Annotated in this window: 19 protein-coding genes; 9 read left to right on the top strand and 10 right to left on the bottom strand. The window is 74.2% G+C overall.

Annotated elements, in window-relative coordinates:
• Positions 1–96: 96 nt before the first annotated feature.
• Positions 97–1,545, bottom strand: a complete 1,449-nt coding sequence (locus tag O7609_RS21360; RefSeq protein ID WP_269735392.1) for a Glu/Leu/Phe/Val dehydrogenase dimerization domain-containing protein — start codon at positions 1,543–1,545, stop codon at positions 97–99.
• 559 nt (positions 1,546–2,104) lie between these two features.
• Between O7609_RS21360 and O7609_RS21355 the strand changes: the two genes are divergently transcribed.
• Positions 2,105–2,890 carry a DeoR/GlpR family DNA-binding transcription regulator gene (locus O7609_RS21355; RefSeq protein WP_269744054.1) on the top strand — a complete coding sequence of 262 codons (786 nt, stop codon included), beginning with the start codon at positions 2,105–2,107 and terminating at the stop codon, positions 2,888–2,890.
• A gap of 178 nt (positions 2,891–3,068) precedes the next feature.
• Here O7609_RS21355 and O7609_RS21350 read toward each other — a convergent pair whose 3' ends face one another.
• Positions 3,069–4,025 (bottom strand): DUF389 domain-containing protein, encoded by a 957-nt coding sequence (locus O7609_RS21350; RefSeq protein ID WP_269735394.1) that lies wholly within the window; start codon positions 4,023–4,025, stop codon positions 3,069–3,071.
• A 198-nt stretch (positions 4,026–4,223) separates the two neighbouring features.
• Between O7609_RS21350 and O7609_RS21345 the strand changes: the two genes are divergently transcribed.
• Both O7609_RS21345 and O7609_RS21340 read left to right on the top strand, forming a co-directional pair.
• Positions 4,224–6,185 carry an FAD/NAD(P)-binding protein gene (locus O7609_RS21345; RefSeq protein ID WP_269735395.1) on the top strand — a complete coding sequence of 654 codons (1,962 nt, stop codon included), beginning with the start codon at positions 4,224–4,226 and terminating at the stop codon, positions 6,183–6,185.
• Positions 6,182–7,624 (top strand): class-II fumarase/aspartase family protein, encoded by a 1,443-nt coding sequence (locus tag O7609_RS21340; protein ID WP_269735396.1) that lies wholly within the window; start codon positions 6,182–6,184, stop codon positions 7,622–7,624. The genes O7609_RS21345 and O7609_RS21340 overlap by 4 nt, the downstream gene beginning before the upstream one ends.
• A gap of 24 nt (positions 7,625–7,648) precedes the next feature.
• Here the strand turns inward: O7609_RS21340 and pdxR are convergent, their stop codons facing one another.
• Together pdxR and O7609_RS21330 are read right to left on the bottom strand one after the other, a co-directional pair.
• The gene (gene pdxR, locus O7609_RS21335; protein WP_269744053.1) at positions 7,649–9,070 is read right to left on the bottom strand and encodes a MocR-like pyridoxine biosynthesis transcription factor PdxR; all 1,422 of its coding nucleotides are present in this window, start codon (positions 9,068–9,070) and stop codon (positions 7,649–7,651) included.
• Positions 9,071–9,261: 191 nt separating this feature from the next.
• Positions 9,262–10,095, bottom strand: coding sequence for an isocitrate lyase/PEP mutase family protein (locus O7609_RS21330; protein ID WP_269744052.1), 834 nt, complete (start codon positions 10,093–10,095; stop codon positions 9,262–9,264).
• Positions 10,096–10,599: 504 nt separating this feature from the next.
• Between O7609_RS21330 and O7609_RS21325 the strand changes: the two genes are divergently transcribed.
• Positions 10,600–12,033 carry an LCP family protein gene (locus tag O7609_RS21325; RefSeq protein WP_269735399.1) on the top strand — a complete coding sequence of 478 codons (1,434 nt, stop codon included), beginning with the start codon at positions 10,600–10,602 and terminating at the stop codon, positions 12,031–12,033.
• A gap of 18 nt (positions 12,034–12,051) precedes the next feature.
• On the opposite strand, the gene O7609_RS21320 is transcribed toward O7609_RS21325, so the two are convergent.
• From O7609_RS21320 to O7609_RS21310, 3 genes are all read right to left on the bottom strand, one after another.
• Complete coding sequence (locus tag O7609_RS21320) at positions 12,052–13,503, bottom strand: WGR domain-containing protein (protein ID WP_269735400.1); 1,452 nt, start codon at positions 13,501–13,503, stop codon at positions 12,052–12,054.
• Between the two features lie 252 nt (positions 13,504–13,755).
• Positions 13,756–14,154 carry a RidA family protein gene (locus O7609_RS21315; protein ID WP_269735401.1) on the bottom strand — a complete coding sequence of 133 codons (399 nt, stop codon included), beginning with the start codon at positions 14,152–14,154 and terminating at the stop codon, positions 13,756–13,758.
• Complete coding sequence (locus O7609_RS21310; RefSeq protein WP_269735402.1) at positions 14,151–15,260, bottom strand: acyl-CoA dehydrogenase family protein; 1,110 nt, start codon at positions 15,258–15,260, stop codon at positions 14,151–14,153. The genes O7609_RS21315 and O7609_RS21310 overlap by 4 nt, the downstream gene beginning before the upstream one ends.
• Positions 15,261–15,380: 120 nt before the next feature.
• Between O7609_RS21310 and O7609_RS21305 the strand changes: the two genes are divergently transcribed.
• The 3 genes from O7609_RS21305 to O7609_RS21295 are packed head-to-tail and all read left to right on the top strand — an operon-like array spanning position 15,381 to position 18,296.
• The gene (locus O7609_RS21305) at positions 15,381–17,066 is read left to right on the top strand and encodes an AMP-binding protein (protein ID WP_269744051.1); all 1,686 of its coding nucleotides are present in this window, start codon (positions 15,381–15,383) and stop codon (positions 17,064–17,066) included.
• 34 nt (positions 17,067–17,100) lie between these two features.
• On the top strand, positions 17,101–17,940 hold the full coding sequence (locus tag O7609_RS21300) for a PaaX family transcriptional regulator (RefSeq protein ID WP_269735404.1): 840 nt from the start codon (positions 17,101–17,103) through the stop codon (positions 17,938–17,940).
• 50 nt (positions 17,941–17,990) lie between these two features.
• Positions 17,991–18,296 (top strand): DUF3099 domain-containing protein, encoded by a 306-nt coding sequence (locus O7609_RS21295; protein ID WP_269735405.1) that lies wholly within the window; start codon positions 17,991–17,993, stop codon positions 18,294–18,296.
• Between the two features lie 30 nt (positions 18,297–18,326).
• On the opposite strand, the gene O7609_RS21290 is transcribed toward O7609_RS21295, so the two are convergent.
• Positions 18,327–19,142, bottom strand: a complete 816-nt coding sequence (locus O7609_RS21290; protein WP_269737170.1) for a helix-turn-helix domain-containing protein — start codon at positions 19,140–19,142, stop codon at positions 18,327–18,329.
• A 130-nt stretch (positions 19,143–19,272) separates the two neighbouring features.
• Here O7609_RS21290 and O7609_RS21285 point away from each other — a divergent pair, with 130 nt between their 5' ends.
• Together O7609_RS21285 and O7609_RS21280 are read left to right on the top strand one after the other, a co-directional pair.
• Positions 19,273–20,949: an AMP-binding protein gene (locus tag O7609_RS21285; RefSeq protein ID WP_269735406.1), complete on the top strand. Its 1,677-nt coding sequence runs from the start codon at positions 19,273–19,275 to the stop codon at positions 20,947–20,949.
• Complete coding sequence (locus O7609_RS21280) at positions 20,946–22,553, top strand: AMP-binding protein (RefSeq protein ID WP_269735407.1); 1,608 nt, start codon at positions 20,946–20,948, stop codon at positions 22,551–22,553. The genes O7609_RS21285 and O7609_RS21280 overlap by 4 nt, the downstream gene beginning before the upstream one ends.
• Positions 22,554–22,627: 74 nt before the next feature.
• Here O7609_RS21280 and O7609_RS21275 read toward each other — a convergent pair whose 3' ends face one another.
• Positions 22,628–24,919 carry a bifunctional salicylyl-CoA 5-hydroxylase/oxidoreductase gene (locus tag O7609_RS21275; protein ID WP_269735408.1) on the bottom strand — a complete coding sequence of 764 codons (2,292 nt, stop codon included), beginning with the start codon at positions 24,917–24,919 and terminating at the stop codon, positions 22,628–22,630.
• Positions 24,904–25,731, bottom strand: a complete 828-nt coding sequence (locus O7609_RS21270) for an enoyl-CoA hydratase family protein (RefSeq protein ID WP_269735409.1) — start codon at positions 25,729–25,731, stop codon at positions 24,904–24,906. The genes O7609_RS21275 and O7609_RS21270 overlap by 16 nt, the downstream gene beginning before the upstream one ends.
• Positions 25,732–25,826: the final 95 nt, after the last annotated feature.

Genomic DNA, 25,826 nt, shown 5'->3' with positions numbered 1-25,826 from the left:
GTCCGCGAGGGCTGGGGCCCGGTCGCCCCGGCGTGCGCCTCCCCGGCCGGGCCTTCCGGCTGGCCCGGCCGGGGAGAGGCTGCTGTCGGGTGGGCCCTACGAGAGGTCGGTGGGGGCGTGGAGGGGGACGTGACCGCCCGGTGCGCTGGCCGGCACGGCATCGGCGTACCGTCCGGCGTGCTCCGGGGCCGCGTCGAGCAGCACGGGCACGGGCCGTACCGGCTCAGGACCGAGCGCGTCCGCCGGAAGGCCCGGCTGCGCCGAGGGGTGCCCCGCCGTGTCGCCCACGGCGTCCTGCCCGCTCTCCCACGGGTCGGAGAACAGCTCCTGGTAGGCCACGGCTCCGCCGTACTCCGCGATCATCCGCCGGGAGTTCTCCCTCGCGGAGACCACCGCCTCGTGCCGCACCGACGTCCCCATGGCATCGGCCCGGTTCACGAGGCTCTGGACGAGCGGGCGGATCTGCGCCGACAGACGGCCGCAGGCGCCGGAGGGGCTGACCACCTCGCCGAGGATGACCCACCAGGCTCCCGCGGCGGCACCCGTGTTGGCGACGAAGTCCGGGATCACCGTCACCCCGCGCTCCAGCAGGCGCCGCTCGGCCTCGGGGGTCGTCGGCACGTTCGCCGCCTCCACCACGAGCCGGGCACGGATCTCCTCGCAGTTGTCCGCGGTGATCGTGTAGGAGACGGCCGCCGGGACGAGCACGTCGACGTCCTGGTTCAGCCACGCCTCACCGGGACGCTCCTGATCGTCGTCGCGCAGGACCGAGCGGTCGATGACGCCGCCCGCGCTGCGCGCGGACAGCAGGAGCTCCACGTCGAGACCCCGCGAGGTGTTGAGGACGAGACCGCGCGCGTCGGTGATCCCGACGACCCGGACCCCGGCCCGTGCGAGATAGAGCGCCGTGGAGCCGCCCATGGCGCCGAAGCCCTGCACGACCGCGCTGGCCGTCGCGGCGGGAACGCCCCGCTGTTCCAGGGCCGCCAGGGCCGCCTCCGCGACCCCGAAGCCGCCGACCAGCTCGGAGAGCTTCAGCCCGTCCGTCCGGGCGGCGAACGCTCGCCGGACGCGGTCGCGCACCTCGCCCTCGTCCGGGGCGCGGACGACGGCGGCGTGGAAGGAGGTCTCGCCGAGCCCGACCCGCGCGAAGCTCCGGTCGAGCTCTTCCTGCTGGGTGCCGAGATCGCCCGCGGTGACCCAGAAGCGTTCGAGCAACGGCCGGGCCGCCTGGAGAAACCGCTCCCGCACCTCGGTGGCGCGCGGGTCCGCGGGGTCGAAGTCGATGCCTCCCTTGGCGCCGCCGACGTGGACGCCGAAGGCGCCCATTTTCAGGGTCATCTCCCGGGCGAGCGCCCCCACCTCGCCGGCCGTGCACCCCGGACGCATCCGGAGCCCGCCGGTGGCGATGCCCGTGACCAATTGGTCGATGACGACATAACCGCGTGCCGGGGTCTCGGAGTCACGCCAGGTGACCTGAAGATAGGGTTCATGCTCTTCATGCTCGAATACGTGAAGCGGCGTCTCGATGGCGGTTCGCAGCACTTGGCACTCACCCTTTCCAGGATCTATCGGTTCGACCTCTGCCGTGCGCTCCTTCCAGGCACGCAGTGCTTGCGCGGGTACGGAAAACCACACGTTCACGGGCAGCGAAAAACACTTCGGGGGCCGCGACGGAATCGCGGCACGACAAATGAGCCCGCAAAGACGCGGAAAATGGGTCTGACGAGAAGTGCAGAGAACAGATGAGCAGTCTTGCCCATGTCCGTAGCGCCCACTGTGAGGTCGCGGTTCTGGGGTTGTCAAGAGCCCACTTGGCACCACTCCCCCACTCGAGTTCCACCCCCCGTTCCCCTATTCGACCGGGAAATCGAACAATTCCCGTGCGCGTCTCGACCACGCCTCCACCCCACCGGAGAAAGCGCAGCTCAGAGCGCCATCGCCAGGTCGGCGGCCCGGGCCTGAGCAAAGGGTGGACGACGCCCGCGCACCGAGAGCCGACGCCGGGTCGGACACGTGCGGCGGGGCCAGAGCGGAGACGTGCGGAGCCTCACGGTGATCTCCACGCGATACGCTCGCCCGGAGACGGCTCCGGGAGGATCGCATGGCGGCGCACGAGCGCTGGACGCGCCTGCTCGACGCGCTCGGCGAGCGCGGGCGGCTGGAGGTCGGCGAGGCCGCCGAGCTGCTCGGCGTCTCCCCGGCCACGATCCGCCGGGACATGGAGGAGCTGGCCCGCCAGCAGCTGCTCACCCGCACCCGCGGCGGCGCGGTGCTCAGCGGTGTCGCCTACGACCTGCCGCTGCGCTACAAGACGGCCCGCAAGGCGGACGAGAAGCACCGGATCGCCCGGGCGGCGGCCGGGCTCGTGCTGCCCGGCGCGGTGGTCGGGCTCAACGGCGGGACGACGACCTCGGAGGTGGCCCGCGAGTTCGCCACCCGGGCCGACCTGGCCGACCACGCCCCGGGCGCGGCCCTGACGATCGTCACCAACGCCATCAACATCGCGGGCGAGCTGGCCGTCCGCCCTTATGTGAAGACGGTGGTGACCGGGGGTGTGGCCCGGCCCAACTCCTACGAGCTCACCGGACCGCTGGCCACCGAGGTGCTGAGCGGGCTCTCCCTGGACTACGCCATTCTCGGCGTCGACGCCGTGGACCCGGAGTTCGGTGCGGCCACGCACGACGAGGGCGAGGCCAGCGCCAACCGCGCGATGGCCGAGCGGGCCGGCAAGGTGGTCGTCGTCGCCGACTCGACGAAGCTGGGGCGGCGGGCGTTCGCCCGGGTCTGCTCGGTCGCGGAGATCACGGTGCTGGTCACGGACCGCGCGGCGCCGGGCGAGCTGGTCGAGAAGCTCACCGGGCAGGGCGTCGAGGTCCTGACGGTCTGACGACCTGACGAACCGGCCCTCTGACTGTTCGCTCGTCGCGCCCCGGCACGTCACCTCCAGCCCTGCTACGGCTCCGGCGCCCAGCAGTGGTGTCGACAGGGCGGGGAGCCGTGGTGGCGCGCACGTGCGGGCCACGGCTCCGTTCCGGCCCCGCCGCGCCGTCCCCGGGGCGCGCCGGTCAGTGCCGCTTCGCCCCGGGGAACCGGTGGCCTGCCAGGCGAGCGGCGGGGAGGGCGTGCCGACGCCGCAGCAGCAGCGTGACGGCACCGGCCACCGCGATGCCGGTGAGGTTGACGAGGAGTTGGAGCGCGGCCTGACCGCAGCGCGCCCAGTCTCCCGTGACGACGGCCAGGACGGCGAACCCGGCGGCGGGCACCGTGGTCACGGAGATGAAGACGCCGACGAGAGCACTCGCCTTCTCCGAGGTGAGGGCGAGCATCCCGGCCGCTCCGGCGAGCAGGGCCACGATGCCGGAGTACGGCCCGACGTGGTAGACGAAGGCCACCTGGCCGAGGTTGGAGAGGTCGGTGGGGTCGAACAGGCCCACGCCGCGGGCGAGGAGGGTGAGGGCGGCGGTGATCAGCATCGCGAGGGGATAGCCGAGACCGAGGGCGAGCGCGGCACGGAGTGCGAGCCGTCGCCGCCGTCCGGCAGCCGCGACGGCGAGGGCGGCGAGAGGGCCGAAATCGGGGCTGACGACCATCGCGCCCACCAGGGTGATGGCGGAGTCGGTGATGACGCCGACCGCGGCCAGCAGGCAGGCGATCGTCAGGAACCCGAGGTAGACGCCGTTGAGCCGGCTCTCCTCACCGGTGGTCGCGACGAGCTCCTCCCAGATGACGGCGCTCGCGTCGGCCCCGGGCGCGGCCCGCTCGATCGCGTCGGCCGAGTCCGACAGCGTCATGTGGATGGGCCACAGGCTCACCTCGCCGCGGCGCTGTACCCCCAGCTCCGCCAACCGGTCCAGGAGGCCCTCGACGATCTCGCGGGCGACGACCGCCTCGACGACGTCGCCGACGGGCCGCCTGCCGACGCCCTCGGCGACGGTCAGGTGGGCCACCCCCGGCTCCCGGTCGAGCAGCCCCCGCACCGCGGCGGTCTGAGCAGCCTCGCACACCACCCTCAGACGCATCATGGCCGCCAGTATCGGGGCTCCCGCGGGCAAGTCCCGGGGTGGCGCACCGCCGCGAGACGAACGGCCCGGGCTTCCCGGCCCGCGGCTCACGGCACGCGAGTGGACCATGTGAGCCGCGCAGAAGTGGACCATTCAGGCCCGGCCGGGTGACCTAGCTTCATCGGCAGCCCTGCTTCCCTCTCCCGTGAGGAGCACGTTTTGGCAGCCACCCGAGCCTTGTCGATCGCCGTCGTCGGAGTCGGCCCGCGCGGCCTCGCCGTGCTGGAACGGCTGTGCGCCAACGCCCGCCACACCCCGTCGGTCCAGGGCCTCCACCTCCACCTCGTGGACCCGTGGCCGGCGGGCGCCGGCGCCGTCTGGCGCACCGACCAGTCCCGCGAACTGCTCATGAACACCGTGGCCTCCCAGATCACCGTGTTCACCGATCTGACCGTGACGATGGAGGGCCCGGTCGAGCCCGGCCCCAGCCTGTACGCCTGGGCGGAGGAGCTGCGCGCCCCCGGCGCGACCGGCCTCGGCCCGCAGGACGCGCCGACCCTGGCCGAAGCCGGGTCGCTCGGCCCGGACGACTACCCCACGCGCGCGTTCTTCGGCGCGTACCTGCGGGAGATGTTCAGGCGCGTGTGCCGCGACGCACCGCCTCACGTGGAGATCACCACGCACCGGAGCCGGGCCGTGGCCCTCACCGGCGGGACCGAGGAGGTGCCCGAGCAGAGCATCCGGCTGGAGAACGGACGGCTGCTCCCGGGGCTCGACGCCGTGGTCCTCTCCCAGGGCCACGTCGGAGCCGAACTCGGCTCCGAGGAGCGGGCACTGAGCGCCAGGGCCCACGGGCTCGGCCTCCACTACGTCACCCCGGCCAACCCGGCCGACGTCGAACTCGACGCCGTCACGCCACGGGACACCGTCATCTTGCGCGGCCTGGGGCTGAACTTCTTCGACTACCTGGCGCTCTTCACCAGCGGCCGCGGCGGGACGTTCACGCGGCGGGACGGAAGCCTGGTCTACGAGCCCTCCGGGCTGGAACCGCTGCTGTGTGCCACCTCGCGGCGCGGCATTCCCTACCACGCCAGGGGCGAGAACGAGAAGGGGGCGCACGGGCGCTACTTCCCGAGGCTGCTCACCGCCGAGCGCATCGACGGACTCCGTCGGCGGGCGGAGGACGGCGACCGGATCTACTTCGGCACCGACCTGTGGCCGCTGATATCCCGCGAGGTCGAAAGCGTCTACTACGGGACGCTGCTGGCCCGGCGGGGCCGCGAGGCCGACCGGGCGGCGTTCACCGAGCTGTATCTGGCGGCCGAGCGGCCGGAGCACCGGGCCGAGGTGCTGGACGCCTTCGGCATCCCGGAGGGCAGCCGCTGGGACTGGGAACGGCTCGCCCACCCCTGCGCCGGGACGGCGTTCACCGGCCGGGAGGCGTTCCACACCTGGCTGATCGCCTACCTGGAGCGGGACGTCCGGCAGGCACGCGGCGGAAACGTCAGCGATCCGGTCAAGGCGGCCCTGGACGTCCTGCGCGACCTGCGCAACGAGGTACGGCTCGCCGTCGACCACGGCGGGCTGGACGGGAACTCCCACCGCGACGAACTGGACGGCTGGTACACGCCGCTCAACGCGTTCACGTCGATCGGTCCCCCGGCCTTCCGCATCGAGCAGATGATCGCCCTGATCCGGGCGGGGGTGCTCCAGGTGACCGGCCCCGGAGCGTCGATCCGGGTGGACGCGAGCGACCCGGCCTTCGTCTGCGTCTCGGAGCGGATACCGGCACCGCCGGTCAGGGCCCGCGTGCTGATCGAGGCCCGGCTGCCCGAACCCGACCTGCGGCGCACGGCCGACCCCCTGATGCGCCGGCTGCGGGACGAGGGGCAGGCCGCGCCGTTCCGGGTCGACGGCGGCTGCGGAGTCCGGTATGAGACGGGCGGGATGACGGTGACGCCGCGCCCCAGCCGTCTCGTCGACGCCCACGGCCGGCCCCACCCCAGGCGCTTCGCGCACGGAGTGCCGACCGAGTCGGTGCACTGGGTGACGGCGGCCGCGGCGCGCCCCGGCGTCGACTCCGTCAGCCTGGGTGACGCCGACGCCATCGCCCGTACCGTCCTGACGCTGGGCCCGGCGGTCCGGCAGCCCGAGTCCCCACGTGTGGAGGTGGCTTCATGACCGCGCCCGACGACCGGCAGCCCGACTCCGGTCTCCTCTCCCCGGTACGCGCCGGCACACCGGTCGAGTCGGCCGTCGCCGACGTCGCCTGGCTGCAGGCGATGCTGGACGCCGAGGCCGCCCTGGTCCGGGCGCAGGCCACGCTCGGCACTGTGCCCGCCGCCTGCGCCAAGGCGATCACCGCGGCCGCGCGCGCCGAGCGCTTCGACGTCCGTGCACTGGCCGTGGAGTCGCGGGAGACGGCCAATCCGGTGGTCGCCCTGGTGCGGGCGCTGACGGGTGCCGTGGCGGCGGACGACCCGGCGGCGGCCGAGTACGTCCACCGCGGCTCGACCAGCCAGGACATCTTCGACACCGGAGCGATGCTGGTCGCCAGGAGGGCGCTGGAGCTGATCCGGGCCGATCTGCGCCGGGCGGCCGAGGCGCTCGCGGGGATGGGCCGCGAGCACCGCGACACGGCCATGGCGGGCCGGACCCTGGCCCTCCAGGCGGTTCCGACCACCTTCGGCCTCAAGGCGGCCGGCTGGCGACAACTCCTCCTCGACGCGCACGACCGCGTCGACCGCCTCCTCGACGACGGGCTCCCCCTCTCGCTCGGCGGAGCCGCCGGCACCCTGGCGGGGTATCTGGAGTACGCCCGGGTGGACGCGGAAGAGACGGGCGGCACGGACGCGGTGGCACCCGGGAGCTATGCCGACGCGCTGCTGGACGCCTTCGCCGCGGAGACGGGGCTCGCCCGGCCACCGCTCCCCTGGCACGCTCTGCGCACCCCGGTCGCCGACCTCGCCTCCGCCCTCGCCTTCACCGCGGGGGCCCTCGGCAAGCTGGCCCTGGACGTGCAGACGCTGTCCCGCACCGAGATCGGGGAGGTGGCCGAGCAGGCGCGCGAGGGCCGGGGCGCGTCCTCCGCGATGCCGCACAAGCGGAACCCGGTCCTGGCCACCCTGATCCGGAGCGCGGCACTCCAGGTACCCGCCGTCTGCACGGGGCTGACGCAGTGCCTGATGGCCGAGGACGAGAGGTCCGGCGGGGCGTGGCACGCCGAGTGGCAGCTGCTGCGCGAGGCCCTGCGGCTGACCGGGGGCGCCGCCCACACGGCCGTCGAGCTCACCGAGGGGCTGGCCGTGCACCCGGAGCGCATGGCGGCCAACCTGGAACTGACCGGAAGTCAGCTCGTCTCCGAGCGCGTGACCGCCCATCTGGCACCCCGGCTCGGGAAGGCCGAGGCGAGGAGGCTGCTCACGGAGGCCTCGGCGCGCTCCGCCCGCACGGGGGCGCCGCTGGCCCAAATCCTCGCGGAGATCCCCGCGGTGGCGCGGGCGCTGGGCCGGGAGCGGATCGAGGCCCTGTGCGACCCCGCGGGCTATGTGGGCGCGGCGGGGACCCTGGTCGACCGGGCCCTCCTCCAGCCGGACCCCGGCGGGCGGGACCGACGCTGAGCCGGGCCCACAGGGGCACCCGGGTCAGCCGAAGCAGCGGGCGAGGACCCGGCTCAGCGCGTCCAGGGCTCCGGCGAACGCGTGCCGCGGCGGCGTGGCGTACCCGAGGACGAGCCCGGGAGCGTGCGGGCCGGGAGTGCCCCAGTAGCCACCGAGCCCGACGACGGTGAGGGACTCGCTGCGTGCCGCCCGCACCACATCGCGCTCCGCCGGCCCCTCCGGGGACCAGCGGACGAGGGCGTGCAGCCCGGCGCTCTCGCCCGCCAGCCAGGCCGTCGGGGCGTGCTCGGCCAGCGCCCCGCTGAGCTGGTCCCGCCGCCTGCGGTAGTGGTCGCGGCACTGCCGGATGTGCCGGTCGTAGGCGCCCGACAGCAGCAGGTCCGCCATGACCATCTGGGTGAGGGCCGCGGTGTGCCGGTCGGCGATCCGCTTGGCGCTGGTGATCCGTTCGACCCAGTCCGGAGGGACCGCGAGCCAGGACAGCCGGATGCCGGGGGCCAGCGTCTTGCTGGTGGTCCCCGCGTAGATGACGCGGTCGGGCGCCATGGGCTGCAGCGTGCCCACCCGCTGCTTCCCGTACTGGAACTCGCTGTCGTAGTCGTCCTCCACGATCACCGCGTCGACGTCCTTGGCCCAGCCGACCAGCGCCCTGCGGCGCTCGGTGGCCAGGTTGACGCCCAGGGGGTACTGGTGGATCGGGGTGACGACCGCTGCGCCGCCGGCGAGTCCCGCCGGCAGGAGCCCGTCCCCGTCGACGTCGACGGTGTGGACGTCGAGCCCGGCGAGCTGGATGACGTCGCGGAACAGCGGGTAGCACGGGTTCTCGACGGAGACCGTGTCCACTCCGTGCTCGGCCAGCACGGTCGTGATGAGGCCGAGGGCCTGGGTGAAGCCGTGACAGATGATGATCCGCTCGGGCTGCGTGATCACCCCCCGGCTCCGGGCCAGATAGTCGGCCAGGGCCTGGCGCAGCTCGATGCGGCCCCGGGGGTCGCCGTAGTCCAGGGCCTCGGCCGGAACCGTCGTGAGCACGTGCTGCGTCGACTTGATCCAGGCGTTGCGGGGGAACAGTGTGACGTCGGGCATGCCGGGCTGGAAGCTGTACCGCCGCGCGCCGCGGGCCACGGGTGAGGGAGTGAGAGCAGGCCGGGCGGCCGCCCGGGGGGCCGGGGGTGCGGTGCCGACGACCCGGGTGCCCGAGCCCTGCACGGTCTCCAGGTAGCCCTCGGCGAGGAGGAGTTGGTAGGCGGCGACGACGGTCCCGCGGGCGATGCCGAACTCGGCCGCGACGCTGCGGGTGGAGGGCAGGCGGGCCCCCGGCGGCAGACGGCCGGACTCGACCGCCCGCCGCAGGGCCGCCGCGAGCTGCTCCCGGCGGCCGCGCCGCCGCCGCAGGTCGAGCTCCAGATGCAGGTCGAGGGTGTGAGCCCGCGGTATCGCGCTCACCGGGCGGCCCGCCGACGTCGGCGGGCCGTCGTGCCGGTGAACGGCGCTGGGGGCATCGTCAACTCCTGGGCCGGCGCCCCCGGCCGGTCACCGGATGCGGCACGCGTGGCGCGACGGGGCCCGGCCGGACCCGTCGTCGGAACACCTCAAGCAAGCCTAGCCGGACCACAACGCGGGTGTGGTCCCCGCCCTCATCCGGAGACGAGGCCGTCGAGCGTGCCGTAGTCCAGGCCGCCCGCCAGGGCGGAGTACGTGCCGGTGTCCAGCAGTTCACGCGTGGCCTCGCGGGCCACGGCGTAGGCGGCCTGGGCCACGCCCGTGCCGAGGCTGATCCGGCGGACGCCCACCGCGGCCAGCTCCTTGACGCCCGGCCCACCCGGGACCGCCAAGGCGTTGACGGGCAGAGGCGAGCGCTCGGTGAGGGCGGCCAGCGCGTCGAGGTCCAGCAGCTCGGGCACGAACAACCCGTCGGCCCCGGCCTCGGCGTAGACCTCGGCCCGGGCGAGGACGTCGGCCAGCCGCTCCTCGGCCACGCCCACCCTGAAGAGGTAGACGTCGGTACGGATGTTGACGAGGAGTTCCGGCAACCCGTCCCGCTCGGCCCGCGCCCGGGCCGCCCGGATGCGCTCACCCTGCTCCCGTGCGGTGAACAGCTCCCCGGGCCCGCGGGAGTCCTCCACGTTGACGCCGACGGCCCCGGCGGCGATCACGGCGGAGACGGTCGCGGCGACGTCCTCGGGCGCCGGGCCGTAGCCGCCCTCGACGTCAGCCGTGACCGGCACGTCCACGGCGGCCACGACGCGCCGCACCGCCTCGGCCATCTCCTCCCGGGTCAGCCCGTGCCCGTCGCCACGCCCCAGGGACCACGCCACGCCCCCGCTCGTCGTGGCGACGGCCGCCGCCCCGGCGTCCGCGATCACGGCGGCGCTCGCGGCGTCCCAGGCGTTGGGCAGGAGCAGCGGACCGTCGTCGACCAGCGTGCGCAGCGTGCAGGCTCGGTCTCGCTGGGAGGGGTGCAGGGGCATGGTTGCGCCTTTCTCTCGGACGGCTTCACGCGTCCGTCTCGCCGCGACCGGTTCCGGCCGCCGACGAGAGTCTCGGCCATCGCACCCCCGCACGGCCGGCGGAAACGCGACACGAACGGGTGCGTGTCGCGGGAGCGGCCCGCAGCGTCTCTCCCCCACTGCTCGACGGCGGCTCAGCCGCGCGCGGCGAACTCCACGGACCGAGCCCAGCCGTCACGTCCGACGGCGAAGGACGCGCGGATCGCCTCTGAGGGCCACAGCTCTGGGACCACCACACCGCCGATCGACGGCGGACCCCGGCCGGCACTCCTCGACACGTTGAGTGGGCTGTCCGACAGGCGGGTAGGGCCACTGGGCGGAACCCACGACCGGCCGACGCGTGGCTCGTCGGGGCGGGGATCGGCGCGGCATACCGTACGGGCAGGCTCACCTCGGAGGTGCCCGGTGTACGCCCCTGACCGCGCTGCCCGTCCCGGCGGCCCTGCCCGATTGCTGGTGTGCCGTGTGCGCCGGGCGTCACTGCTCGCGCTCTGCGGCGCCCTGTCCGCTCTGTTCCTGCTCACCCCGGGCGTGGGGCGGGCCGAGCAGATCGACGTGTTCGGCGGCATCGCGGAGCACGAACGCCCCGCGCCCGGCCGGGGGCTGAACGTCCTGCTGGTCGGCAGTGACACCCGCGACGGCCTGTCCAGGGCCGAGAAGAACCGGCTGCATGTGGGCGGCGTGGGCTGTGACTGCGCCGACGTGATGATGCTGGTGCATCTGTCGGACCGCCGCGACCGGGTCAGCGTGGTCAGCATTCCCCGTGACTCCTATCTGCCGTTCGCACCGCACCGGGAGCCAGGCGGGCAGGGCGGCCACGAGGACGCCGGGGTCCGGCACTCGGGGAAGGTCAACGCGGCGCTCAAGCACGGCGGGCCGCCGCTGCTCGTGCGCTCCCTGGAGCGGGCCACGGGGGTGCGGATCGACCATTACGCGGAGCTGGACTTCGGCTCGTTCGAACGTGCCGTGGACGGTTTCGGCGATGCCCCGGTGTGCACCGTCCGGCCGATGCGGGACAGCGGCTCCGGTCTTTCGCTGTCCAGGGGAACGCACACGCTGGACGGGCGCCGCGGACTGCGCTACGTGCGGGCCCGCAAGATCGGCTGGGGCGTGCCGGGCGACATGGGCCGGATGCGCCGTCAGCAGCACTTCGTCGCCGGTCTGGTGGAGGGGCTGGCCGGGCGCGGGGCGTTCTCCGATGCCCGTCGGCTGCGGGAGCTGGCCGGGGTCGCCCACTCCGCGGCCCGGGTCGACCAGGGGCTGAGCCCGGCGCGGATGGTGGAGTTCGGCCGGTGGCTCCACGGCATCCGGCGGGGGGACATGGAGTTCGCCACGGTCCCGATCAGCGACTTCGACCACCGGGTGCCGGGCTGGGGCTCCACCCTGCTGTGGGACGACGCGGCGGCCGTGAAGATGTTCGGCCGGATCCGCGCCGACCTGCCGCTGGTCCGGGCCGAGGAGAAGGCCCCGGACCCGGGACGGGAGCCGGGCCGGGACGACGATGACCCGGCCCCGGTGCTGGTGGACCCGCGCAGCATCCCCGTACAGGTGCACGACGCCAGTGGGCGTGACGGCACCGGGGCCGAGGCCGACCGGGCGTTGCGCGCTACGGGGTTCGCCACCACCGGCACGCCCCTGTCCGCCGGGCCGGCGGAGCGGACCGTGATCGAGCACGGGCCCGCCGCCGAGCGCGCCGCCCGGGCTCTGGCCACGGCGCTGCCCTCCGCCCGTCTGCGGCTCGTCGAGACGGGCGACCCGGCCACGGACTATCCGGCGCGGGGCGAGCCGACCCTGCAGGTGTACCTGGGCGCGGACCATCAGGGCGTGCGTCCGGTGCGGTACGCCCGCAACGAGGCCGAGGGCGGAGCGGTGACGGGCGACGAACTGGCCTGCCTGTAGGCAGGTTCTCTGTCAGGCTCAGAGAAGGCGGCGGATCTCACCACGCACTCGATAGAAGCCGCCGGAGGCGGCGTGCAGGGCGTCCACGACGTAGCGGGCTCCCGGTTCGCGTATGGCGCGGGGGAACTGGACGTTCCAGGACGGGTCGTAGCCTCCGGAGACGACGTGGACGCGGAGGCGGCCGTGGTGCTGGACGCATTCGACGACGATCGCACCGGCGGGTGCCCGGGTGACGGTGGTCACCGCGCCGACGGCGGTGGCGGGGGCGTAGGTGGGAAGGGCGGCCGCGAGCTTGACGTCGCGGGCGACGGGGACCGAGCCCTGCTGGGCGGCGGTGACGGCGGCCTCGCTCGCGTCGATGCAGACGAGGGAGCCGTCGGTGGTGACGAGGTAGAGGCGGTCGTCGCGGTACTGCATGGACAGGGCGGAGCCGCCGCCCGTGCCGAGCTTCCACAGGCGCGTGCCGTCCCGGTCGAAGCAGTAGACGGAGGATGCTGCGTCGCCGGCGAAGACGAACCGGCCGCCGGGCGAGGTGGCGCACGCGTACACGGCGCTGTCGCATGCGTAGGTGGCCTCGATCGTGCCGGTGGTCTTCGACAGTCGCTGGACCACGCGGTGGGCGGTTCCGGCGTACACGGCGTCGGACTCCTGCCAACCGAACAGCACGCCGCCGCGGGTGGGGGTGTGCCAGAGTTCGCCGCCGCCGTCGGGTGCGTAGGCGGTGACGCCGCGGTAGTGGCCGTGGTACACGGCGCGGTCGTCGGCGCGGACCATCCAGGCGTGTTCGCCCTGGCTGCGGCGGGCCCACTGGTGCTCGTCCTCGTGGTCGATGACGGTGAGCCGGCCGTCACGGTCGGAGACGTTGAGAACGCCCTCGTGGATGTCGAGCCAGAAGATGTCGACGTCCGCCGCGATGTCGTACGCGGCGAAGGGCAGCTTCGAGGAAAGGTCGTAGACCTTGCCGTCGTCACAGCCGGCGTAGATCCAGAAGTCGTCGGCGACGAGGCACTTGACGCCGTCCGGCAGGTTGAAGCGGGCGCGCACGGCGCCGTCGTGGTCCAGGGTGTAGACGTCGCCGGACTGGTTGCCGACCCAGCAGTGGTCGTCGTCGACGTGGATGCCGAAGGCGGAGGAGCCGGTCCGGAACCGCCACAGGACGGGGGCGACGGCGCGGGCGGTGGAGGGGGCCGAGGTGACCTCACGGCGGGTCACCGCACGCGGAGCGCGCTGTCCGGGGACGGCCGGAGCGTATCCCTTGCGGACCTTCTCCCCGACCTTCTTCGCGGCGGCGGCCCGTGCCTTCTCCGCCGTGGGGAACGTTGTCCTCTGCGTCTGTCCCACGGCTCCGATCCGTCCGTAGCGGACCGTCACGGTCATCCCGTCGACGGTCACTTCGTAGAACTTGTGCGCGCCGCCGCCGTCCTGCGACAGCTCCAGGTAGGTGGTCGACACGGTGGCAGCAGCAGACATGGAGGTCCCCTCCCCAGGGCGGACCCGCAGCCTTTCCGGCGGGTCCCACTGATCACACCGTAGGGGGCACCACTGACGGAACCGTTCCGGCTTCGGCGGGGATCCTTCACAGCGGCCCGCTCGATCTCGTAGCCGGGCCCGCACCTCGGCGACCCTGCGCGCCGCACGAGGCACGGCTCAAGCGGGTACCGGGCACGACGGCCATGGCTCAGCCCTCTTCGGTGACCGAGTCCCCGCCGTTCCCGGAACGGTTCACTCCAGCATCGCGGTGCCGTCGAGTTCGACGAGGGCCTCCTCGTCCCACAGGCGGGTGACGCCGATGAGGGCCATGGCCGGGTAGTCGCGGCCCGCGTGCTCGCGCCAGAGGCGGCCGAGTTCGGCGGCGTGGGTGCGGTAGGCGGGGACGTCCGTGGTGTAGACGGTGACGCGGGCGAGCTCGGCCGGGGTGCCGCCGGCCGCGTGGAGGGCGGTGAGGAGGTTGGTGAGGGCCTGCTCGAACTGGGCGGGGAGGTCGCCGGGGACGATGCGGCCGTCGGCGTCCAGGGCCGTCTGGCCGGCGAGGAGGACGAGGCGGGAGCCGGTGGCGACGACGGCGTGGCTGAAGCCGGAAGGGCGGGCGAGGGCGTCGGGGTTCAGGCGGTCGAGGGTCATCGGTACAGCTCCTTCGCGATGATCGTGCGCTGGACCTCGGTGGCGCCCTCGTAGATGCGGGGCGCGCGCACCTCACGGTAGAGGTGTTCGAGCAGGTGGCCGCGTTGCAGTGCGACGGCACCGTGGATCTGGACGGCGGCGTCGACGACGTACTGGGCGGTCTCGGTGGCGAGGAGCTTGGCCATGGCGGACCGGGTGGCGACGTCGGGCTCCGCGCGGTCGTAGGCCGCGGCGGCGCTGTAGACGAGGAGCCGGGCGGCCTCGATGCGGGTGGCCATCTCCGCGAGCTGGTGGCTGACGGACTGGAGGGCGCGCAGGGGGCCGCCGAAGGCGTGGCGGGCGTCGGCGTGGTCGAGGGCGGCGTCGAGGGCGGCCTGGGCCATGCCGACGGCGAAGGCGCCGACGCTGGGGCGGAAGAGGTTGAGGGTGCGCATGGCGAGCGCGAAGCCGCCTCCGACGTCGCCGAGCAGGTCCTTGCGGCTGACGGGGACGCCGTCGAAGTCGAGGGTGCCGATGGGGTGCGGGGCGAGCATGTCGAGGGGCGTGACCGTGAGGCCGGGCCGGTCGGCGGGCACGAGGAAGGCGGTGACGCCGCGGGCTCCGGGCTCCTCGCCCGTGCGGGCGAAGACGGTGGCGAAGTCGGCGCCGGGGGCGTTGGAGATCCAGGTCTTGGTGCCGGTGAGCCGCCAGCCGTCGCCGTCGGGACGGGCGGAGAGGGCGAGGGCGGCGGCGTCGGAGCCGGCGCCGGGCTCGGAGAGGGCGAAGGCGGCGACGGCCCGCCCGGCGGTGACCCTGGGGAGCCAGCGGTCGCGCTGGGCGGCGGTCCCGGCGAGCGCGACGGGGCAGGCGCCGAGCCCCTGGAGGGCGAGGGCCGTCTCCGCCTCGGTGCAGCCGTGGGCGAGGGACTCGCGCAGGAGGCACAGGTCGAGGGCCTGGGCCGGGAACAGGTGTTTCAGCAGCCCGAGTTCACCGAGGGCGGCGAGCAGGGGCCGGTTGACGGCACCGGGGGCGCCGCTCTCGGCGAGGGGGCGCAGCTTCTCGGCGGCGAGGGCACGCAACTCGGCACACCAGGCGGTCTGTTCGGGGTTCAGGGCGAACTGCGGCATTCGGCCGGCCTCCGATATGGCGATCTGTTGACTGTCGTCACCATCACGCTACGCTCAACGACACCTCGGCACGCCCGGAACACCAACTTCTTCGGTTGCCGCCCAAGGGGAGAACCCGCCATGGAGCTGAGCCGGTCCGCCCACGTCGACACCTTCGCCCGCGACCATCTGCCGCCCCCGGAGCAGTGGCCCCGGCTGCTGCTGGAGGGCGGCCCCACCGCGCACTACCCCGAACGGCTGAACTGCGGGTTCGAGTTGCTGGACGCGGGCATCGCACGGTTCGGCGCCGACCGCGCAGCCCTGCACGACGCCGACGGCCCGCGCTGGACGTACAGGCAGCTGCGCGCGGAGGTGGACCGCATCGCGCACGTGCTCACCGCCGAGCTCGGCGTGGCGCCGGGCAACCGCGTGCTGCTGCGCGGCTCCAACTCCCCCCGGATGGCTGCCTGCTGGCTGGCGGTGACGAAGGCGGGGGCCGTCGCCGTCACCGTGCTGGCCGCGCAGCGGCGCGGCGAGCTGCGCACGGTGTGCGAGCTCGCGCGGGTGCGGCACGCGCTGTGCGACGTGAGCGCGCTGGACGAGCTGGTCAAGGCCGACGTCCCCGGCCTGCGGGTGACGGCGTTCGGCGGTGACGACGACGAGCTGGGGCGGCTGGCCGCGCGCCACGACGGCCCCTACGGTGCCGTGGACACCGCGGCCGACGACGTCGCGCTCATCGCCTTCACCTCCGGCACGACGGGGCGCCCCAAGGGCTGCGTGCACTTCCACCGCGACGTGCTGGCCGTCGCCGACACCTTCTCCGCGCACGTCCTGCGGCCGGAGCCCGAGGACGTCTTCGCCGGCTCGCCGCCCCTCGGCTTCACCTTCGGCCTGGGCGGGCTGCTCGTCTTCCCGCTGCGGGCGGGCGCGTCGGCGCTGCTGGCGCAGTGGAGCGGCCCCGAGCAGATGCTGGAGGCGGTCGCACGGCACCGCGTCACGGTGCTGTTCACCGCCCCGACCGGCTACCGGGCGATGCTGGAGCGGCTCGACGGACACGACGTCTCGTCGCTGCGCCGCTGCGTGTCCGCCGGGGAGAACCTCCCCGAGGCCACGTGGCGCGCCTGGGAGCGGGCCACCGGGCTGCGGCTCATCAACGGGATCGGCGCCACCGAGCTGCTGCACATCTTCATCTCCGCGGCCGACGACGACGCCCGCCCCGGGCTGACCGGCGTGCCCGTGCCCGGGTTCGAGGCCCGCATCCAGCAGCCGGACGGCCTGCCCCTGCCCGACGGCGAGCCGGGCCTGCTGGCGGTGCGCGGGCCGGTGGGCTGCCGCTACCTCGCCGACGACCGGCAGCGCGGCTACGTCCAGGGCGGCTGGAACCTCACGGGTGACACCTACGTCCGGGAGCCGGACGGCTACTTCCGCTTCGTCGCCCGCGCCGACGACATGATCGTCTCCTCCGGTTACAACATCGCGGGCCCGGAGGTGGAGGACGCGCTGCTGCGGCACCCGGACGTCGCCGAGGCGGCCGTCGTGGGGCGGCCCGACGCCCGGCGCGGCCAGATCGCGGTCGCCCACGTCGTCCTGCGGGACGGGGTCCCCCGCACCCCGGAGACGGCCGAGGAGCTGGGCGCCTTCGCCCGAGCCGAGCTGGCCCCCTACAAGTGCCCCCGGACGTTCGTGTTCACCGCCGCACTCCCGCGGACGCCGACGGGCAAGCTCCAGCGCTTCCGGCTGCGGGAGGCGGGCGCGGGGGACGGCGCGGACGCCGGGGCCGGGGCCGGGGGCGAGGGCGGGGGCGGGGGCGGGGAAACCGGTCGGTAACCACGGCCACCGGCTGGCCCTCTAGAGTGACGGCGTGGCAGAGCAGCGCACCCCCGGTTCCCTGATCCTCACGTTCTACGGCGCCTACGGGCGCGACCTGACCGCGGACGCCCGCGTCCCCGTCGCCGCGCTCATCCGCCTGCTGGCGCCCTTCGGCGTCGACGCCCCGGCCGTGCGGTCCGCCGTCTCCCGGCTGAAGCGGCGCGGGCTGCTCACCGTCGCCGACGCGCGCAGCAAGGCGGCCGGCTACGCGCCGTCGGCCGCCGCCCGGGAGCTGCTGGAGGACGGGGACCGGCGCATCTACCGGCGTCCGGAGCCGGACGGGCGCTGGCTGCTGGCCGTCTTCTCGGTGCCGGAGAGCGAGCGCACCAAGCGCCACCTGCTGCGCTCCCGGCTCGCCCGGCTCGGCTTCGGCAACGCGGCGCCCGGCGTGTGGATAGCTCCGGCCCACCTGCTGGCGGAGACCCGGCACACGGTCGAACGTCTCGGCCTCGACGGCTACGTCGACCTCTTCCTGGGCACGCACGCGGGCTTCAGCCCCACCGAGGAGACCGTCGCGCGCTGGTGGGACCTGGAGGCGCTGGCGGAGCTGCACCGCGCCTTCCTGGACGAGCACGAGTCCGTCCTCGTGGACTGGGCCGCCCGGGCGTACGAGCCCTCGCCCGAGGAGGCGTACCGCGACTACCTGGCGGCCCTGGACTCCTGGCGCCGGCTCCCCTACGCCGACCCGGGCCTGCCGCCCACGCTGCTGCCCGCCGACTGGCCCGGCGAGCGCTCGGCAGCCGTCTTCGCGGAACTGCACGAGCGGCTGCGCGACGTGGGCGCCCGGTTCGTGGCCGAGCAGCTCACGGGGCGTGCGACACCCCCGGCGTGACGACGCGCACGGCCGGTGCCCCGAGCGGGCGCCGGGCGTAGCCTGGAGGCATGGCCGGACGCGCATCCCCGGGCGGGCGCCCCCCGACCGGTTCGCAGCCGAAGCGGGAGCGCCGTTACTTCGCGCTGATGGCGCTGTGCCTCGCGCTGTTCGTCAGCGCGTGGGCGTTCGTGCGGCTGTTCTCCGTCCCCCTGGCCATCGGCATGAGCGTGGTGGCCGCGCTGATCCCGCCGGTGGCCGTGGTGGTGGCCAACCTGCGCGAGGAGTCCGACCACTGGTTCGACGAGGGCGAGGACGAAGACGGGGACGAGGGCGGGGGCGAGGACGAAGACGGGGACGGGGCAGGGGGCCGGTGACGCCCGGCGTGCCCGGCACCGTCCGGCACGTCACGGCAGCAGCCCCGACCGGCGGGCCGCCACCACGGCTTCCAGCCGGCCGTGCGCCCCCAGCTTGCGGGCCGCCGACCGCAGATACGCCTTCACCGTCTCCGGGCGCAGACCCAGCCGCCGGGCCGCGGCCGGGTTCGTCGCGCCCGCGGCGACGCAGCCGAGGACGTCCAGCTCGCGCGGCGTCAGCGAGACCGCCGCCGCCGGGCGTTCACGTCCGGCCGCCGCCAGCCGTCCGCACGCGGCGAGCAGTTCGTCGCGCAGTGCGGGATCGTCGATCCGCGGGGCCAGGGCGCGCAGTTCGCCGTGGATCTCGCGCACCGTCTCCCAGGCCCCGGGACGGCCGGCCACGTCGTCCTGCGGTTCCGGCCGCCCGGCGCGGCCCAGCAGCCGTTCGGCCTCGTCGCGCACGACGAGGGCGTGCTCGACGTCCCGCGCGGCGGCGACGACGGCGTCCACGACCCGGTCGCCCAGCGCGGCCGGGCGGCGCAGCGCGCCGTAGAGCAGGCCGCGCACGCCGCGCCGGACGACGACGGGCACCGCGACGACGGAGCGCAGGCCCTCGGCCGCGACCGCCGCGTCGTACTCGTGGCTGATGTGCCGGGCCGCCGGATAGTCCGTCACCGCGCAGGGCCGGGAGAGCGCCATCGTCTTCCCGCCGAGGCCGTTGCCGGGCGTGATGGCGAGGCCGCGCAGCGCACCGGTCGCCGCGCCGGTGAGCTCCTCGATGCGCAGCCGCGGGGCGTCGCCCAGCAGGCCGCCGAACGCGACGGGCAGGCCCGTGTCCCGGCGCAGCCGCAGCAGCGCCGCCCGCATCGCGCCCGCGTCGTCGGCTCCGCTCACGTCGCACTCCTCCGGCCGGGGACAGTACCCCCGAACGGGGGTGGTGAGACCTGGGTCACCGATTACACGATGGACGCGGCCGGTCCCGCAACGAGGAGGACACATGACGTCAGGCAGCGCCACGGAGGAGTTCCGGGCCGCCCGGGACTTCCTGCTGGAGCACCGGGAGGACTACGGACGGGCCTACAAGGGTTTCGCGTGGCCCAGACCGGAGCACTTCAACTGGGCCCTGGACTGGTTCGACGTCATCGCGGAGGGCAACGACAGGACGGCGCTGCGGATCGTCGAGGAGGACGGGCCGGGGGCGCGGCTGTCGTTCGCCGAGCTGGCGGCCCGCTCGAATCAGGCGGCCAACTGGCTGCGCGCGCGGGGCGTACGGGCCGGAGACCGCGTCCTCGTCATGCTCGGCAACCAGACCGAGCTGTGGGAGACGGCGCTCGCCGCGATGAAGCTGCGGGCCGTCGTCGTCCCGGCGACCCCGCTGCTGGGCCCGGCCGACCTGCGCGACCGGGTCGAGCGCGGCCGGGTACGACACGTCGTCACCCGTCCCGGCGACACGGTCAAGTTCGACGACGTCCCCGGTGACTACACGCGGATCGTGGTCGGCGGCCAGAGCGAGGGCTGGCTGGCCTACGGGGAGGCGTACGACGGCCCGGAGACCTTCGCTCCGGACGGGCCCACCCGGGCCGACGAGACGCTGCTGCTCTACTTCACCTCCGGCACGACCTCGCGGCCCAAGCTCGTCGAGCACACGCACGTCTCCTACCCCGTCGGCCATCTGGCGACGATGTACTGGATCGGGCTGCGGCCCGGTGACGTGCACCTCAACATCTCCTCGCCCGGCTGGGCCAAGCACGCCTGGTCCAACCTCTTCGCACCGTGGAACGCGGAGGCCACCGTCTTCATCCACAACTACGGCCGCTTCGACGCCGGCCGGCTGATGGCCGAGATGGACCGGGAGGGGATCACGAGCTTCTGCGCCCCGCCGACCGTGTGGCGCATGCTGATCCAGGCGGACCTGAGCAGCCTGCGGCGGCCGCCGCGCGAGGTCGTGGCGGCCGGTGAGCCGCTCAACCCCGAGGTCATCGAGACCGTACGCCGCGCGTGGGGCGTGACGATCCGGGACGGCTTCGGCCAGACGGAGACGGCCGTCCAGGTGGCCAACAGCCCCGGCCAGCCGCTCAAGACGGGCTCGATGGGACGTCCCAGCCCCGGTTACCGCATCGAGCTGCTCGATCCCGTGACCGGGGAGCCGGGGGCGGCCGAGGGCGAGATCGCCGTCGACCTCGCCGAGCGGCCCGTGGGGCTGATGACCGGCTACCACGGGGACGAACGGCGCACCGCCGAGGCGATGAGGGACGGCTTCTACCGCACCGGTGACATCGGGGCCCGCGACGAGGACGGCTACCTCACGTACGTGGGCCGCAGCGACGACGTCTTCAAGGCCAGCGACTACAAGATCAGCCCCTTCGAGCTGGAGAGCGCGCTGCTGGAGCACGAGGCGGTCGCGGAGGCCGCCGTCGTCCCCGCGCCGGACCCGCTGCGGCTCGCCGTGCCCAAGGCGTACGTCGTCCTGGCCGAGGGCTGGGAACCGGACGCGGACACGGCCAGGCTGCTGTTCGCGCACTCGCGCGCCGTCCTCGCCCCGTACAAGCGCATCAGACGGCTGGAGTTCGGCGCGCTGCCGAAGACGGTCTCAGGGAAGATCCGCCGGATCGAGCTGCGGGAACGGACGGCCGAGGGGTCGGACGCCGAGTACGCGGAGGAGGAGCTGCGATGACGCTCTCGTACGCACACGGCACCGGCACGGCGCCCCTGCTCGGCGACACCATCGGCCGCAACCTGGACCGGGCCGTGGCCGCCTGGCCGGAGCGGGAGGCGCTGGTCGACGTGCCGGGCGGCTCCCGCTGGACGTACGCGGAGTTCGGCGCCGCCGTCGAGGAACTGGCGCGCGGGCTGATGGGCTTCGGCGTCGCCAAGGGCGACCGGGTCGGCATCTGGGCGGTCAACCGGGCGGAGTGGGTGCTCACGCAGTACGCCACGGGCCGGATCGGCGCGATCCTGGTGAACATCAACCCGGCCTACCGGTCCCGGGAGCTGGAGTACGTCCTCAAGCAGTCCGGGGTCTCGCTCCTGATCGCGTCACAGGCGCACAAGACGAGCGACTACCGCGCCATGGTCGAGGCCGTGCGCGCGTCCTGCCCGCGGCTGCGGTCCGTGCACTACCTCGACGACGTCTCCTGGGACGAGCTGCTCGACGAGGCGGGAGCGGTGAGCGAGGAGCGGCTGCGGGCCCGGGAGGCCGAGCTGTCCTGCGACGACCCCATCAACATCCAGTACACCTCGGGCACGACGGGCTTCCCCAAGGGCGCCACCCTCTCGCACCACAACATCCTCAACAACGGCTACTTCGTCGGCGAGATGATCGGATACACGGAGCGGGACCGGGTCTGCGTCCCGGTGCCGTTCTACCACTGCTTCGGCATGGTCCTGGCCAACCTCGCGGCGACCTCGCACGGGGGCTGTGTGGTGATCCCGGCCCCGTCGTTCGAGCCGGCCGCCACCCTGCGCGCCGTCGAGCAGGAGCGCTGCACCGCGCTGTACGGCGTCCCGACGATGTTCATCGCCGAGCTCGGCCTGCCCGGGTTCGCCTCCTACGACCTCTCCTCGCTGCGCACCGGGATCATGGCGGGCTCGCCGTGCCCGGTGGAGGTGATGAAGCGGGTGGTGACGGAGATGAACATGGCGGAGGTCTCGATCGCCTACGGCATGACGGAGACCTCGCCCGTCTCCACCCAGACGCGCCGCGAGGACGACCTCGAACGCCGCACCGGCACCGTCGGCCGGGTGCTGCCCCACATCGAGGTCAAGGTCGTCGACCCGGGGACGGGCGTGACCCTGCCGCGCGGGACGGCTGGCGAGCTGTGCACGCGCGGGTACAGCGTCATGCTCGGCTACTGGGAGGAGCCGGAGAAGACGGCGGAGGCGGTCGACGCGGGTCGCTGGATGCACACCGGGGACCTCGCGGTGATGCGGGAGGACGGCTACGTCCAGATCGTCGGCCGGATCAAGGACATGATCATCAGGGGCGGGGAGAACGTCTACCCCCGCGAGATCGAGGAGTTCCTCCACACGCACCCCCAGATCGCCGACGTGCAGGTCGTGGGCGTGCCCGACGAGCGGTACGGCGAGGAGATCCTGGCCTGCGTGATCCCCCGGGACCCGGGGGACCCGCCGACGCTGGAGGGGGTCGCGGCGTTCTGCCGGGAACGGCTCGCGCACTACAAGGTGCCGCGCCGGCTGGAGGTGCTGAGCGAGTTCCCGATGACGGTGAGCGGCAAGGTCCGCAAGGTGGAGCTGCGCAGGCGGTACGGCACGAGCTGACGCGCCCGGGAAGGGGCTCGGCGAACCGCGCGGACGGCCACAGCGAACCCGCACCCTGCGGCACACCGCACCGGTCACAGCGCGAGCCGGGGGCGGGGGGCATCGGTGCGGCCCGTCGGCGGCCTGCGGCTGCCCGCGCGGTAGGGCGCGGGCCAGGGCGCGCCGGGGCCGCTGTAGCCCTGCTCGGCGGCGGCGTGCAGCGTCCAGTGCGGGTCGTACAGGTGGGGGCGGGCGAGGGCGCACAGGTCGGCGCGGCCGGCCAGGACGAGGGAGTTGACGTCGTCCCAGGAGGAGATCGAGCCGACGGCGATGACCGGCACGCCGAGGGTGTTGCGGATGCGGTCGGCGTAGGGCACCTGGTAGGAGCGGCCGTAGTCGGGACGCTCGTCGGAGACCACCTGACCCGTGGAGACGTCGATGGCGTCGGCCCCCCGTTTGGCGAAGGCGGCGGCGATGCCGAGGGCGTCGTCGGAGGTGCTGCCGCCGTCGGCCCAGTCGGTGGCGGAGATCCGGACCGTCAGCGCCCGCTCCTCCGGCCACGCCTGCCGGACGGCGTCGAGGACCTCCAGGGGAAAGCGCAGCCGCCCGGTCAGGTCACCGCCGTAGGCGTCGGTGCGGCGGTTGGTGAGCGGCGAGAGGAACCCGGACAGCAGGTAGCCGTGCGCGCAGTGCAGCTCCAGGACGTCGAAGCCCGCACGGGCCGCGCGGCGCGCCGCGGCGGCGAACGCCTCGCGGATCCCGGCGAGATCGGCACGCGTCAGCTCGCGCGGCCGCTGGCTGACGCCGTCGAGGTACGGGATCGGCGAGGGGGCCACGAGGGGCCAGTTGCCCTCGGGAAGCGGCTGGTCGATGCCCTCCCACATCACCCGGGTCGAGCCCTTGCGGCCGGCGTGGCCGAGCTGCACGCCGATGGCGGCCGTCGGCGACTGGGCCCGCACGAACTCGACGACGCGCCGCCATCCGGCCTCCTGGGCCGCGTTCCACAGCCCGGCGCAGCGCGGGGTGATCCGGGCCTCGGGAGCGACGCACACCATCTCGGTCATGACCAGCGCGGCCCCGCCCAGGGCGCGGGCGCCCAGGTGGACGAGGTGGAAGTCGCCGGGGACGCCGTCCTGGGCGGAGTACATGTCCATGGGCGAGACGACGACGCGGTTGCGCAGCCGGACGCCGCCGAGCGTGAAGGGGGTGAACATCGGCGGGGTGTCCGGCGGCACACCGGCCTCGCGGGCGACGCTCTCGGTGAATCCGGCGTCGCGCAGCCGGAGGTTGTCGTGGGTGACCCGGCGGCTGCGGGTGAGCAGGTTGAACGCGAACTGCCGGGGCGGCTGGCCGGTGTAGCGGGACAGGTCCTCGAACCACTCCAGGCTGGCGCGGGCCGCCCGCTGCACCGATCGCACGACGGGCCGGCGTTCGGCCTCGTACGCGGCCAGGGCCTGCGGCACACCGGGCTGTTCGCGCAGGCACGCGGCGAGCGCCAGGGCGTCCTCGACGGCGAGCTTGGTACCGGAGCCGATGGAGAAATGCGCGGTGTGGGCGGCGTCGCCGAGCAGAACGGTGTTCCCGTGGTGCCAGCGCTCGTTGACGACGGTGCGGAAGACCGTCCACTGGGAGTTGTTGCCGCGCAGGGGCCGGCCGCCGAGGGCGTCGGCGAAGAGTTCGGCGCAGCGCTCGGCCGAGTCCCGCTCGTCCAGCTCGTCGAACCCGGCCGAACGCCACACCTCCTCGCACATCTCGACGATGACGGTGGACACGTCCGCGGCGTACGGGTAGCCGTGGAGCTGCATGACGCCGTGCGGCGTCTCGTTGATCTCGAAGCGGAAGGCGTCGAAGGCGAAGTCCGCGGCGAGCCATACGTAGCGGCAGCGGTGGGGGGTGAGGTCGGTGCCGAAGGCCGTGCGGTGCGCCTCGCGGGTGGTGCTGTGCACGCCGTCGGCGGCGACCACGAGGTCGTGTTCGTCCGCGAGCCGCGCCGCGGGCGGGGCCTCGGTGCGGAAGCGCAGCTCGACGCCGAGCGCGCGGCAGCGCTCGTGCAGGACGGCGAGCAGGTCGCGGCGGCCGAGCGCCGCGAAGCCGTGCCCGCCGGAGGTGAGGGTGCGGCCGCGGTGGACGATGTCGATGGCGTCCCAGCGCACGAAGCGCTCGCGCAGGGCCGCGTAGACGACGGGGTCGGCGTGCTCGATGCCGCCGAGCGTCTCGTCGGAGAGGACGACGCCGAAGCCGAAGGTGTCCTCGGGGGCGTTGCGTTCGTAGACGGTGATGTGGCGGGCCGCGTCGAGGCGTTTGAGCAGCGCGGCGGCGTAGAGGCCGCCGGGTCCGCCGCCGATGACGGCGACGCGGCGCGCGGGCTGTGCTACCTGCCCTGCCATACGGGGGCCCTCTTCCCGGTGAAGGCGGCGTGGAACTCGGCGTAGTCGTCGCTGTGCATGAGCAGCGCCTGGGTGGCGGCGTCCATCTCGACGGCGGCGGACAGGGGCAGGTCCAGCTCGGCGGTCAGCAGGGCCTTGGTCTGGGCGTGGGCGAGGGCGGGGCCGTCGGCCAGCCGGCGGGCGAGGGCGCGGGCCGCCTCGTCGGCCTCGCCGTCCTTGACCGACCGGCTGACGAGCCCGATGCGTTCGGCCTCGTCGGCGGTGACGGCGTCGCCGAGCATGAGGATGCGGGTGGCGTGGCCGAGCCCGACCACCCGGGGCAGGAGGTAGGCGGCGCCCATGTCCCCGCCGGAGAGGCCGACGCGGGTGAAGAGGAAGGAGAAGCGGGTGCTCGGGTCGGCGACGCGGAAGTCGGCGGCCAGCGCGAGGACGGCACCCGCCCCGGCGGCGGCGCCGTGCAGCGCGGCGACGACGGGGAAGGGCGCCTCGCGGATGGCCCGGACGACCTGACCCGTCATCCGGTTGAAGTCGAGGAGCTCCGCGGTGTCGGAGCTCAGGGTGGCCCCGATGATCTCCTCGACGTCGCCGCCGGAGCAGAAGCTCCGCCCGGTGCCGCCGAGGACGAGGGCGCGGGCGGAGCGCTCCCGGGAGAGCTCCGCCAGCAGGTCGCGGAGGTCGGCGTAGGCCTCGAAGGTGAGGGCGTTGAGCCGCTCGGGGCGGTTCAGGGTCACGGTGACGACGCCGTCGTCCCGTTCTACGCCGATGTGGTGCCAGTCGTCGGTGCTGCGTGCGGAACCGGTGAACGGGCTCATGCGAGCGAAAGTATCACCGGTTTCTTACTCCCGTCACGAGTCCGCGATACGCACTGCGGTCCCCCGAGTGCCCCGCCCCACCGACGGCGCGGCCG

It is taken from the genome of Streptomyces sp. WMMC1477 (genome assembly GCF_027460245.1).
Taxonomy (GTDB): Bacteria; Actinomycetota; Actinomycetes; order Streptomycetales; family Streptomycetaceae; genus Streptomyces.
This window is presented reverse-complemented; position numbering and strand designations above follow the sequence as displayed.